The organism is Marinobacterium alkalitolerans, assembly GCF_017776525.1.
Lineage (GTDB): Bacteria > Pseudomonadota > Gammaproteobacteria > Pseudomonadales > Balneatricaceae > Marinobacterium > Marinobacterium alkalitolerans.
This window is the reverse complement of record NZ_JACVEW010000009.1, coordinates 87,443-99,512: the sequence shown is the minus strand read 5'-3', so window position 1 is coordinate 99,512 and position 12,070 is coordinate 87,443. Positions and strand designations below refer to the sequence as shown.

General features: G+C 59.9%; 11 protein-coding genes. All 11 read left to right on the top strand.

All coding sequences use genetic code 11. The annotated features are described in order from the left end of the window. Positions 1–3: 3 nt before the first annotated feature. The 11 genes from dctP (at position 4) to H9C73_RS07530 (ending at position 11,996) form a co-directional block, all read left to right on the top strand. Positions 4–1,128, top strand: coding sequence for a TRAP transporter substrate-binding protein DctP (gene dctP / locus H9C73_RS07580; RefSeq protein ID WP_209287210.1), 1,125 nt, complete (start codon positions 4–6; stop codon positions 1,126–1,128). Between the two features lie 93 nt (positions 1,129–1,221). Continuing rightward, positions 1,222–1,923: a TRAP transporter small permease subunit gene (locus H9C73_RS07575; protein WP_209287209.1), complete on the top strand. Its 702-nt coding sequence runs from the start codon at positions 1,222–1,224 to the stop codon at positions 1,921–1,923. Next, the gene (locus H9C73_RS07570; protein WP_209287208.1) at positions 1,920–3,470 is read left to right on the top strand and encodes a TRAP transporter large permease; all 1,551 of its coding nucleotides are present in this window, start codon (positions 1,920–1,922) and stop codon (positions 3,468–3,470) included. Before H9C73_RS07575 ends, H9C73_RS07570 begins: the two co-directional genes overlap by 4 nt. A 72-nt stretch (positions 3,471–3,542) precedes the next feature. Beyond that, positions 3,543–5,732: a malate synthase G gene (locus tag H9C73_RS07565; protein WP_209287207.1), complete on the top strand. Its 2,190-nt coding sequence runs from the start codon at positions 3,543–3,545 to the stop codon at positions 5,730–5,732. A gap of 42 nt (positions 5,733–5,774) precedes the next feature. Further along, positions 5,775–6,200 carry a GlcG/HbpS family heme-binding protein gene (locus H9C73_RS07560; RefSeq protein ID WP_209287206.1) on the top strand — a complete coding sequence of 142 codons (426 nt, stop codon included), beginning with the start codon at positions 5,775–5,777 and terminating at the stop codon, positions 6,198–6,200. A 24-nt stretch (positions 6,201–6,224) separates the two neighbouring features. Next, positions 6,225–7,733 (top strand): FAD-linked oxidase C-terminal domain-containing protein, encoded by a 1,509-nt coding sequence (locus H9C73_RS07555; RefSeq protein WP_209287205.1) that lies wholly within the window; start codon positions 6,225–6,227, stop codon positions 7,731–7,733. Beyond that, on the top strand, positions 7,726–8,790 hold the full coding sequence (gene glcE, locus H9C73_RS07550) for a glycolate oxidase subunit GlcE (RefSeq protein WP_209287204.1): 1,065 nt from the start codon (positions 7,726–7,728) through the stop codon (positions 8,788–8,790). The genes H9C73_RS07555 and glcE overlap by 8 nt, the downstream gene beginning before the upstream one ends. A gap of 11 nt (positions 8,791–8,801) precedes the next feature. Next, complete coding sequence (gene glcF, locus H9C73_RS07545) at positions 8,802–10,022, top strand: glycolate oxidase subunit GlcF (RefSeq protein WP_209287203.1); 1,221 nt, start codon at positions 8,802–8,804, stop codon at positions 10,020–10,022. A gap of 102 nt (positions 10,023–10,124) precedes the next feature. After that, a complete protein-coding gene (locus H9C73_RS07540) occupies positions 10,125–10,460 on the top strand; it encodes a hypothetical protein (RefSeq protein WP_209287202.1) in 336 nt (111 codons plus the stop codon). A 67-nt stretch (positions 10,461–10,527) separates the two neighbouring features. After that, positions 10,528–11,100, top strand: coding sequence for a c-type cytochrome (locus H9C73_RS07535; RefSeq protein WP_209287201.1), 573 nt, complete (start codon positions 10,528–10,530; stop codon positions 11,098–11,100). Positions 11,101–11,108: 8 nt separating this feature from the next. Further along, a complete protein-coding gene (locus tag H9C73_RS07530) occupies positions 11,109–11,996 on the top strand; it encodes a c-type cytochrome (RefSeq protein ID WP_236014144.1) in 888 nt (295 codons plus the stop codon). Positions 11,997–12,070: the final 74 nt, after the last annotated feature.

Here is a 12,070-nt window from a genome sequence, read left to right as displayed (position 1 = left end):
AACATGAGCAAACACGATGAGAATGCTTCCGTGGAGGGCTTTAAGCCCAGACGCGGATTCATGAAGTCTGTCGCGCTGGCTGGCGCACTGGTTGCCGGCACGTCGATGCTGGCTGCGACACCGGCACAAGCGGCCCAGACCTGGAAGATCCAGTCGGTCTGGGATGCGGGCACCGTGGGCTACCGCCTGTTTGAAGAGTGGTGCAATGAAATGGAAGAGAAGACCAACGGCGAGTTGATCTTCAAGCCCTTCCCGGCCAAATCGGTCGCTGCCGATAACAACGCGCTGTTTGATGCGGTGCGTAATGGCGTCCTCCAGGGGATGAATCCGTTCACGCTGTACTGGTCCGGTAAAATTCCGGCATCAGTGTTCCTGTCCTCCTATCCGGCCGGCCCCGACCAGCCGCACCAGTGGGACACCATGTTCTACTCCATGGGCATGCTGGAAAAAACCCGTGAGATCTACAAGAAGTTCGGTTTGTTCTATGTCGGCCCGATCCAGCACGATGCCAACATCATCCACTCCAAAAAGCCGGTCAACAGCCTTGATGACCTGAACGGCATGAAGATCCGCGTGCCCGGCGGCATGGTGGCAGAGGTGTTCCAGCAGTTTGGCGTGTCAACGGTGAGTCTGCCGGGGTCCGATATCTTCCCGGCGCTGGAGAAAGGCACCATCGACGCGGCGGACTACGTAGGTCCTGCGGTGAACTGGGAGCTTGGTTTTTCTCAGGTGACCGATTACATCCTGTTCGGACCGCCGGGGGTGATGTCGATCTACCAGCCGGTGGACCTGATGGACCTGACCGTCAACATGCGGGCCTGGAACAACCTGGATCCCAAGCTGCAGAAGATTGTCGAGGAACAGGTGCGCAACTACTCCCAGCGTCACTATCTGACAATCCAGCAGCGCAACATCGAAGCGATGGAGAAGTTCAAGGAAGCAGGCGACACCGTGTCGCGGCTTAGCCAGGACGATCTGATGCGCTTCCGTAAGGCTGCCATCCCGATCTGGTACAAGTGGGCCAACAAGGATGAGGATGCCCGTGCCATCTTCGACCTGCAGCTGAAGTACATGATGAACGAAACCGTCGGTTACATCTCGGAAGAGGACATCGAGGGCATGGAGTAGCCTCCGGCCCGTTTTTATCCACAGGGGGAGCGTCTGGGCTCACGCCTGATCTCCCCCGCAGTTGTGACCTGTCTCTGCACGAGGTAACCGATCATGTCTGATCTTGAAGGCTTTGGCTTTGTGCTGCCGCACTGGCTCTACTGGGGCTGGCTGGCAGTCATGCCGCTGATCATGATGGCCCTGAACCGGCGCGCGGTTCGCAAACAGGCCAAGGTGGAAGAATCGCACCCCATTATGGGTGAGGTTCAGGCGGATGAGGATCCGATCATCCACCAGCATTTCGAAGGGAACTCCTTCACGCGCGCAATTGACTGGATCAGTGAAAAGTCCGGGGTGTTTGTCGCCTTCTGGACGGTGAACGCGGTCTGCTTTTACTTCTATGAAGTGATCATGCGCTACTTCTTCAACATGCCGACCATCTGGGTGCATGAATCCAGCTTCCTGCTGCTGGGCATGCAGTACCTGCTGGCCGGGGCTTACGCCATGCTGCACGGGGCCCATGTACGGGTTGATGTGATGTACAACCTGCTGCCTGAGCGGGGTAGGGTTGGCATGGACATCTTCACCTCCATGTTCTTTTTCATCTTCACGCTGGCGCTGGCCGGCACTTCCTGGACCTTCTTCTTTGACGCCTACCGGATGGGTGAAACCACCGTGGAAACCTGGGGCATTCAGTACTGGCCGGTGAAAGGCATGATGCTGCTGGGCGCCGTGCTGATTCTGCTCGCCGGGCTGTCGAAGCTGATCAAGGATATTGCGCTGTTCGTGCGCATGGGACGGGAGGACACGCAATGACCACTCACACGACCAATGCGCCTGTGGTGCGCAATGGCCAGGGCTCGCTGGTTGGCAAGCTTGGCACCTGGCTGATGATCATCGCCACGGTGAGCCTGGGGTTCATCATTCTGGTGGAAACGATCAACACCGTTTTCTACGATCCTTACGGTGATGACTATTTCCTGTTTCGCCTGGCGGGCTCTCTGTCCAGTGTATCGATCGGACCCCTGACCTATCTGATGTTCGGGTCCCTGCTGGTGGCGCTGATGATGGGGTTGCCACTGGCGTTCGTTACCGGTGGTCTGGGTGTCACATTCATCTACCTGGTGGGTGATGGGCTGATGCTCAATATCATTCCGGGACGTATTTTCCCGATGATGACCAACTCGGATCTGGCGGCCATTCCGCTGTTCATCTTCATGGCCTCGATGCTGGAACGGGCCGGTCTGATCGAAGAGATGTTCAATGTTGTGTACAAGTGGATGGGGGGACTCAGTGGCGGTCTGGCAACGGCCACCATCATTGCATCCACCATTCTGGCCGCCATGGTGGGCGTAATCGGCGCTGCGGTAGTTACCATGGGCATTATCGCGCTGCCGGCAATGCTCAAGCGCAACTATGATCATCAGATCGCACTGGGCTCCATCATGGCCGGGGGCACCCTGGGCATTCTGATTCCGCCCTCCATTCTGGCCATCCTCTACGCGGTGGTGGCACAGCAATCCGTGGGTGAACTCTATCTGGGCGCTGTTGTGCCGGGCCTGCTGTTGTCCGGCATGTATATCGCCTATGTACTGATTCGCACCATGCTGAATCCGAAGCTCGGTCCGCCGGTGCCGATGGAAGAACGTATCTCGCTGAAAGACAAGCTGTTGCTGCTGAAGGACCTGGTGGCGCCGATCATCCTGGTGATGCTGGTGCTCGGGTTGCTGTTCGGCGGGGTCGCCACGCCGGTGGAGGCGGCCGGTATCGGTTCCTTCGGTGCCATCATGGTTGCCTGGAAGCATGGGGCATTCTCGGTGCAGACCCTGCGTGAGGCATCGATTACCACGGCCAAGGCGTCTGCCATGGTGTTGTGGATCATGTTCGGTGCATCGGTGTTCGTCGGCTTCTACATTCTGCAGGGTGGTCAGAACTTCATTACCGAAACCATTCTGGGGACCGGCCTGTCTGCCTACGGCATCCTGTTCCTGCTGATGGTGCTGCTGGTCATTCTGGGGATGTTCCTCGACTGGGTGGGCATTCTGCTGCTGGCGGTGCCGATCTTTATCCCGATCGTACAGGCACTGGAGTTCGAGGGGCTGTTCGGGCTGCCGGCCGTGCCGGGCGAAGATGTGGTGCTCTGGTTCGGTGTGCTCTATCTGGTCAACATGCAGATGTCCTTCCTGAGTCCGCCCTTCGGCTACGCACTTTTCTACATCCGCGGCGTCTGTCCGCCGGAAATTTCCATGGGCACCATTTTCCGCTCCTCGCTGGTGTTCCTGGCCCTGCAGGCGGTCGGGCTAAGCCTCTGCATCCTGTTCCCGGGGCTGATTACCTGGCTGCCCAACCTGGTATACGGCTGATGTACTGACTGTTCCGCAGCGGGGCCGCGGCCCCGCCAGACTCAACACAATAATCAGAAAAGAGATCCGGATATGAACAATCGAGTCCAGGAGGGTGGTCTGCAGATCGATGCAGCCCTGCACGCCCTCGTTAATGATGAAATAGCACCCGGAACCGGTATCGAATCCGCTGACTTCTGGCGTGCGTTTGAACAGATCCTGGATGAGCTGGGACCTGAAAACAGGGCGCTGTTACAGAAGCGCGACCAGCTACAGGCAGAGATCGACCGCTGGCACAAGGCACACAAGAACAGCGCTTTCGATGTACAGGCCTACATGCAGTTCCTGACGGAGATCGGCTACCTGTTGCCCGAAGGGGAACCGTTCCGGATCGGCACCCAAAACGTGGATGATGAAATCGCTCACATTGCCGGCCCTCAATTGGTGGTGCCCTGCAGTAATGCGCGTTTTGCCCTTAATGCCGCCAATGCGCGCTGGGGCAGCCTCTATGATGCCCTGTACGGGACCGATGTGATCGATGAGGCTGATGGCTGCGAGAAGGGCAGCCAGTTCAACCCGAAGCGGGGGCGGCGAGTCATTGCCTGGGCATCCGAATTCCTGGATACGGTGGCGCCGCTGGAGCAGGGCTCCCATGCCGATGTAACGGAGTATCGGGTACAGAAAGGCCAAGGTACGGGGATCAGCCTGAGTATTCAGCTGCAAGGCGGCGAGGTCACGACCCTGCAGCATCCGGAACGCTTTGCGGGCTTCCACGAGGAGGGGGCCACCGGCGGGATTCTGCTGCGCAATAACGGCTTGCACGTGGAGTTGCAGATCGACCCCGAGCACCCGATTGGACAGCTGTCACCGGCCGGAGTGCGCGATGTGCTGATGGAGTCGGCAATGAGCACCATTATCGACTGCGAAGACTCGGTCGCGGCGGTCGACGCTGAAGACAAGGTGGGCGTATACCGCAACTGGCTCGGTCTGATGCGGGGCTCGCTGGAGGACACCTTCGTCAAGGGCGGGCGTGAGGTGACTCGCCGTCTGCATGCAGACCGCACCTACACGGCACCCGATGGCAGCAGCCTGACTCTGCATGGCCGCAGCCTCCTGCTGGTGCGCAATGTGGGCCACCTGATGACCACCGATGCGGTGCTGGATGCGCACGGCAACGAAGTGCCGGAAGGGTTTCTCGATGCCATGGTGACGACGCTCTGTGCCCTGCATGATCTCAAGGGGCTGGGGCGCCATCGCAACAGCCGGACCGGCAGTGTCTACATCGTCAAGCCGAAGATGCACGGACCGGAGGAGTCGGCGCTGACCGAGAAGCTGTTCAGCCGGGTCGAGCAGGCGCTGGGCTTGCCCGCCAATACCCTGAAAGTCGGGGTGATGGATGAAGAGCGCCGTACCTCGGCCAACCTCAAGGAAACCATCCGCTCGGTCCGTAACCGCCTGATGTTCATCAATACGGGCTTTCTCGACCGCACCGGCGACGAAATTCATACCTGCATGGAGGCTGGTCCCGTGCTGCCCAAGGAAGCGATCAAGGCCGAACCCTGGATCCAGGCCTATGAGGACCGCAACGTGGATATCGGTCTGGCGTGTGGTTTGGAGGGCGTCGCCCAGATCGGGAAGGGCATGTGGCCGATGCCGGACGAGATGAAAAAGATGATGGATGCCAAGCTGGCGCATCCACGGGCAGGCGCCAACTGTGCCTGGGTGCCCTCGCCGACAGCGGCCACCTTGCACGCCACCCACTATCATCACATCAGCGTTCAGGCACGGCAGGAGGAGCTGATGACACGTCCGCTGGCACCACTGGAGTCCCTGCTGACGCCGCCGCTGCTGGGGGATGTTCAATTGACCCCTGAACAGATACAGCGTGAGCTGGATAACAATGCCCAGGGGATTCTGGGGTATGTGGTGCGCTGGGTCGGCCAGGGGGTGGGCTGCTCGAAAGTCCCTGATATTCACAACATTGGGCTGATGGAGGACAGGGCTACACTGCGCATTTCCAGTCAGCATCTGGCCAACTGGCTGCAACACGGTATTTGTACCGATGACCAGGTGATGGACACGCTGAAACGGATGGCGGAAGTGGTGGATCAGCAAAATGCGGGGGATGCCGCCTATACCAATATGGCACCGGATTTTGCGGCCAGTATCCCGTTCAAGGCCGCTTGTGACCTGGTCTTCAAGGGGTGTGAACAGCCCAACGGCTACACCGAGCCGTTGTTGCACCACCACCGTCGTGTACAGAAACAGGCGGCGGGGCACTGAGCCCCGCAGGTCTGCAAATCCGTTTTGAGAGGTATCCAGAGCATGTTAACCATCACTCGACTGGACCAGCAGGATGCGCGCCTGTTGATCGACGGCGCGCGACAGAAAGCAGAAGAGATCGGGGTGCCCATGTGCATCGCCATTGTGGATGAGTCCGGCAGCCTAGTCGCATTTGAACGTATGGATGGCGGCAAGATTACCAGTGTCACCATCGCGCAGGACAAGGCGTTCACGGCGGCAGCGGCTCGCAAGGCAACCCACGAATATAACGAAAAATGTGTGCCCGGCAGTCTGGTGTTCGGGATCCATACGGCACTGGGAGGGCGGCTTTGCGTAGTCGGAGGCGGCCTGCCGGTCAGTGTCGATGGCGAGGTGGTCGGCGGTATCGGCCTGAGTTCCGGTACGCCGGATCAGGACATGGCCTGTGCTCAGGCCGGCATTGACCATTTCCTCAAGACCAGAGCCTAGCCCCACCCGGCAGGGAGAAGAATGATGACTCAGCAAAACACGGCCGGACGTGAGGCGCTGCGGCAGACGCTGGCCGCACGTTTTCGGACCTTCATCGAGCCCGAGTACGTGATCAGTGATGACGAAACGCTGCGGCCCTATGAATGCGACGGTCTTTCGATGTACTGCGAAATGCCCTTGCTGGTGGTACTGCCGGGTACCGTCGAGCAGGCACAGCAGGTGCTGAAACTCTGTCACCAGCAGTCGATTCCGGTGGTGGCGCGCGGGGCCGGCACCGGCCTGTGCGCCGGGGCCATGCCGCACGCTGAAGGGGTGGTGCTGTCCATGGCGCGCTTTGACCGGATTCTCGAGATTGATGCCCCGTCACGTTCGGCCCGCGTCCAGCCAGGTGTTCGCAATCTGGCGATCAGTGAGGCGGCGGCTGAACAGGGCCTCTACTACGGGCCCGACCCTTCCTCACAGATCGCCTGCACCATTGGCGGCAACGTGGCGGAGAACTCCGGCGGCGTGCATTGTCTCAAGTACGGTCTGACCGTTCATAACCTGCTCAGCATCGAGCTGCTGACGGTTGAAGGTGACCGGCTGACGCTGGGCAGTCAGGGCCTCGACGCCTGCGGCATGGACCTGATGGCATTGATGACCGGCTCCGAAGGCTTGCTGGGCATCGTGACCGAAGTGCGGGTCAAGCTGCTGCCAAAACCGGAGGTAGCTCAGGTGGTGATGGCGGGTTTCGACTCGGTGCAGGCAGCGGGTGACGCGGTCGGCCGCATCATTGCCGAGGGCATCATTCCCGGTGGTCTGGAAATGATGGACAGCCATGCCATTGTGGCGGCCGAGGCCTTTGCGCAGGCGGGATACCCGGTGGACGCCCAGGCGCTGTTGCTGTGTGAGGTGGATGGCACCGAAGAGGAAGTGCATGAGCATATCGACGCGGTGGAAACCCTGTTCCGCCACCTCGGAGCCACCTCGGTCAGAACCTCCCATTCCGAGGAAGAGCGGGCACGACTGTGGAAAGGCCGCAAATCGGCATTTCCGGCGGTGGGACGGATCTCGCCTGATTACTACTGCATGGATGGCACCATCCCCCGCGGACAGCTGGCGCATGTCCTGACCGAGATGCAGAAGATGTCAGATGAATATGGGCTGCGGGTGGCCAACGTGTTTCACGCCGGTGACGGCAATCTGCATCCGCTGATTCTGTTCGATGCCAATACCCCGGGAGAGTTTGAGAAAACCGAGGCGTTTGGCGGCCGTATCCTTGAGCTCTGTGTTGAGGTTGGCGGCTGTATTACGGGCGAGCACGGGGTGGGCATCGAGAAGATTCGGCAGATGCCCGTGCAGTTCAATGATCAGGAGGTCGCCCAGTTTCATCGCATCAAGGATGCCTTTGATCCACAGGGCACGCTGAATCCGGGCAAGGGGATCCCGACCCTGCGCCAGTGCCAGGAATATCGCTCGCTCAATCCGCGGCTGGAACCCAATAGCCCGGTGGCGGCTCAGGCCCACTCGCATCAGGAGGCAGGACATGGCTGATTTGAGTGCACAGTTGCAGCATCAGGTGATTGCCGCTCGTACCGATCGTCGTCCACTGACGATCGTGGGCGGTAACACCAAGGCCTTTATGGGGCGCAGCCCCGTTGAAGAGCATACACGGCTGGATCTGTCCGGCCATACCGGGATTCTGACCTACCACCCGGTTGAACTGGTCCTGACGGCCCGGGCCGGGACCCGACTGACAGAGCTGGAAGCGGCGCTGGCCGAGCAAAACCAGATGCTCTCGTTCGAGCCGCCCAGGTTCGGTCCTGAAGCCACCATTGGCGGTACTCTGGCGTGCAACCAATCGGGTCCGGGGCGTCCCTGGTGGAGCTCCATACGGGACCAGGTACTGGGTATCCGCATGATCAATGGCCGTGGGGAGCATCTGCACTTTGGCGGTCAGGTGATGAAAAACGTAGCCGGCTATGATGTTTCCCGGTTACAGGCAGGTGCCATGGGCACTCTGGGCGTCATGACAGAAGTGAGCCTCAAGGTGCTGCCAAAACCGGCCGCCAGCCGCACGCTCAAGCTGGCGGTCAGCGCGGACGAGGCGATCGGCATCATGAACCGAAGGGCGCTGGAGTCACGGCCTTTGACAGCAGCCTGCTGGTATCAGGGGCATCTGTACCTGCGGCTCAGCGGTGCTCTCTCGGCCGTCGAGGCGACCCTTGCCCGTTGGGAGGGCGAGGTCGATGACGCCGGGGACGCCTTCTGGCAACAACTGCGCGACCAGCAGCTGAGCCTGTTTGATGGCGAAGCACCACTCTGGCGGTTTTCGGTCAGCCCGTCTGCTCCACTGGCGGACCTTGAGGGGGAGTGGGTGCTGGACTGGGGCGGGGCTCAACGCTGGTATCGAGGCGAGGCGGACAAGGCACGCATGGAAGCCATAGCTGCGGCGGCGGGCGGTCAGGTCAGCCTTTATCGAGGCGGGGACCGGCAGCAGGAGGTGATGCATGCGCTACCGCCTGCCCTGCAGCAGCTTCAGCTGCGGCTGAAGGAGGCGTTTGACCCGGACCATCTATTCAACCCCGGACGTGTCTATAGCTGGATGTAAGCAGGCCCAACATGAAGACAGATCTGATCGAACACTATCGCATTCGACCCGAGGGCCAGGAAGCTGAAGCCATACTGCGTACCTGTGTCCATTGTGGCTTCTGCACTGCAACCTGTCCGACTTATCAGGAATTGAGTGATGAACGTGACGGCCCCAGGGGTCGAATTTATCTGATCAAGCAGCTGCTGGAAACCGGTGAGGTGACGGACAAGACCCGCACCCATCTGGATCGCTGCCTGACCTGCCGCAGTTGCGAAACCACCTGCCCCTCGGGGGTCCAGTATGGGCGTTTGATCGATATCGGTCGCGGCCTGGTGGAGGAAAAGCTGGAGCGTCCGGCTGTGGAAAAATGGCAGCGCTGGGCGATCCGAAAGCTCCTGCCCTATCCCAATCGGTTTGCGCCCCTGCTCAAGCTGGGGCAGTGGGCCCGACCGGTATTGCCGGAGGCACTGAAGCGGAAGGTGCCTGATCCGCAGCCGGCATCGCCCTGGCCGGCACAACGACACCCCCGGGTGATGATGGCGCTGGCCGGATGTGCCCAGTCGGTCTCGACACCCAATACCAACGCGGCCGCGGCACGGGTGCTGGACCGGCTGGGCATTACCCTGGTGGAGGCGCCCGAAGCCAGCTGCTGTGGGGCGGTCAGCTATCACCTGTCCGCACACGAGGAAGGGCTGGACTTCATGCGGCGCAACATTGATGCCTGGTGGCCAGCGATTGAAGCCGGTTGCGAAGCGCTGGTGATGACGGCTTCAGGCTGCGGCGCCATGGTGCAGGAGTATGGTCACCTGCTCAGACATGATGCCGAATACGCCGACAAGGCCCGCCGTGTGAGTGAGCTTGCCCGCGACCTGGGCGACGTGCTGATGCAGGAAGACCTGTCACCGCTCGTGCCTGCTGCAGGCAGTGGCAAGGTGGCGGTGCATTGCCCCTGTACGCTGCAGCATGCCATGAAGCAGGGCGGTGTGGTGGAGCAGATTCTGGCGCAGGCCGGTTTCGAGCTGGCGAAAACCCGTGACGGGCATCTGTGCTGCGGGTCGGCAGGCACATACTCCATCCTCCAGCCGGACATGAGCCAGCGCTTGCTGGAGAACAAGCTAAATGCGCTCACCGGTGATAACCCGGAGCGTATCGTGACCGCCAATATCGGCTGTCAGCTTCATCTGGGCTCCCGATCCCCCGTCCCCGTACAGCACTGGATCGAGTTGCTGGATCTGGAGAGTAATGGATGAAGCCGACCGGTCAGCCGGTGGAGGGTGCGTGATATTTGCATTCACGGGACCCTCCACCTAAGATCGACGGAACAATGTCTTGTTTGGGGTACGATGACAGGAATGACGCGCACATCGGTTGCTTTGCTGGTCGTCTTGCTGTTCAACCTGCAGGTGCTGTCGGTTGCAGGCCAGTCGCTGTCGTCAGAATCCGCGGCCTGGCAGCATTGGCAATTCCATCTTGAGCACGGCGAGCACAGTCATGATACTCAGCTGGCGGACCATGCGGTGTCTGAAAACCTGCTGCATGTTGATATCAGCCAGACAGGTGCCGCAGGGCTGGTGGTTGCGCCGGTCACAACCGAGTCTTTCAAGGCCTCTTCACAGCTTGTCGTGCTGCCCCCTCCCTCCCATACCTCTCCACATCTGGGCACTGATACACCCCCTCCGATCGCCTGATTGTTTGACCGTCTGATATTCCGTGGCGTTGCTGCGGAAAGGTTTTTTCAATTTTCAGGAGATACGTATGAAATCTTTACAGGCTATGGGTGTGGCCGTTGCACTGTCGCTTTCTTTCAATTCTGTTGTGGTAATGGCCCATGGCAATGCCACCGGGATTGTGAAAGAGCGCATGGAACTGATGAAAGAGATGAAAGACGCCATGAAGTCCGTTGCGGATATCTTCAGTGGCAAGTCCGAGTACAACGCAAATACCATCAAGGATGCTGCGCAGACAATAGAACGCAATGCCGGTTCTGCCATGACAGAGCTGTTCCCTGAAGGCAGTATTCACGGTCCAAGTGAAGCCCGGCCGGAAATCTGGCAAGAGTGGGAACGGTTTGAAGACCTGTCCGACCGGCTCCAGCGCTACAGTGCGGCCCTGGCAAATGCGGCCGATAATGAAGCCGTGTCTCCGGGCCGGTCGGCAACCGGCATGATGGGTACCAGCTCCATGATGGGTAACGGCGGCATGGGCAACATGATGGGGGCTGATGGGCCGTCCGAAGAACACCTGTCGCAGATGCCGGCAGACCGTGTATTCAAGATGGTGACGGATACCTGTTCCTCCTGCCACACGCGCTATCGCGTGGAGGAGTAACAGACCGTATGAAACCTTACCTGATGCGGTTTTTACTGCTGTCCGCAGGTCTCTCGGTCTTGCTGGGGGCTGTCATGCTGACCGACACGTCCCCGCCATCCAGGTCTCTGGTCGGGCTGGAAGGTGATGTCAGGCGCGGTGCCTATCTGGCCCGCGCATCCGGCTGTATCGCCTGCCATACGGATACCGAAAATGGTGGGCAGGCACTGGCCGGTGGCGCACCGCTGGAAACGCCCTTTGGCACCTTTTATGCCCCTAACCTGACAACGCATGCAGACAAGGGGATTGGTGACTGGTCAATTGATGACTTTGCTCGTGCTGTGCGCCAGGGCCAGTCTCCACAAGGGGATGTCTATTATCCGGCGTTTCCCTATCGCTTTTATACCCGTTTCAGTGATCAGGATATCGCGGATCTGTGGGCGGCGTTTCAGACGGTGCCTGCCGTTGCCCGGGCTTCCAAAGAGCAGGATCTGGAGTTTCCGTTCAATATCCGTACGGGGCTGCATCTTTGGCAAGCGCTCTACTTTGAACCTGAGCGGTTTGAGCCCGTGCCGAATCGCAGTCAAGCCTACAACCGTGGCGCTTTCCTGGTGGAGGCGGCCGGGCATTGTGCGGCCTGCCATACCGAGCGAAACCTGCTGGGGGCGCTGAAAGAGGACACGCCTTTTACCGGTGCTGACGGATTGCCGGGCGGCGGCAGCTCTCCGCCCATCCATGCGCAGGCACTCAAAGAACGGGGCTGGGATGTCCAGTCGCTGGCATATGCCTTGAACTCCGGCATCACGCCGGATGGCGATGTGCTGGGGGCATCCATGGGGGAGGTTATCCGAGAGGGAACCGCATTTCTCAGTGCCGAAGACCGCCAGGCCATCGCGACGTATCTGCTGACTGAGTGATGAAGGCTGCTTGACCTTCCAATGATGGCAAGGTCTATATTGCCCCATTATCATCATGAGATGCTTTTAAGGAG

Bases quoted from the DNA above. Each gene is read 5' to 3' on its own strand.
- H9C73_RS07540 (WP_209287202.1), top strand. From the start codon at position 10,125: ATGACGCGCACATCGGTTGCTTTGCTGGTCGTCTTGCTGTTCAACCTG.
- H9C73_RS07565 (WP_209287207.1), top strand. From the start codon at position 3,543: ATGAACAATCGAGTCCAGGAGGGTGGTCTGCAGATCGATGCAGCCCTG.
- glcF (WP_209287203.1), top strand. From the start codon at position 8,802: ATGAAGACAGATCTGATCGAACACTATCGCATTCGACCCGAGGGCCAG.
- H9C73_RS07575 (WP_209287209.1), top strand. From the start codon at position 1,222: ATGTCTGATCTTGAAGGCTTTGGCTTTGTGCTGCCGCACTGGCTCTAC.
- H9C73_RS07560 (WP_209287206.1), top strand. From the start codon at position 5,775: ATGTTAACCATCACTCGACTGGACCAGCAGGATGCGCGCCTGTTGATC.
- glcE (WP_209287204.1), top strand. From the start codon at position 7,726: ATGGCTGATTTGAGTGCACAGTTGCAGCATCAGGTGATTGCCGCTCGT.
- H9C73_RS07570 (WP_209287208.1), top strand. From the start codon at position 1,920: ATGACCACTCACACGACCAATGCGCCTGTGGTGCGCAATGGCCAGGGC.
- H9C73_RS07530 (WP_236014144.1), top strand. From the start codon at position 11,109: ATGAAACCTTACCTGATGCGGTTTTTACTGCTGTCCGCAGGTCTCTCG.
- dctP (WP_209287210.1), top strand. From the start codon at position 4: ATGAGCAAACACGATGAGAATGCTTCCGTGGAGGGCTTTAAGCCCAGA.
- H9C73_RS07535 (WP_209287201.1), top strand. From the start codon at position 10,528: ATGAAATCTTTACAGGCTATGGGTGTGGCCGTTGCACTGTCGCTTTCT.
- H9C73_RS07555 (WP_209287205.1), top strand. From the start codon at position 6,225: ATGACTCAGCAAAACACGGCCGGACGTGAGGCGCTGCGGCAGACGCTG.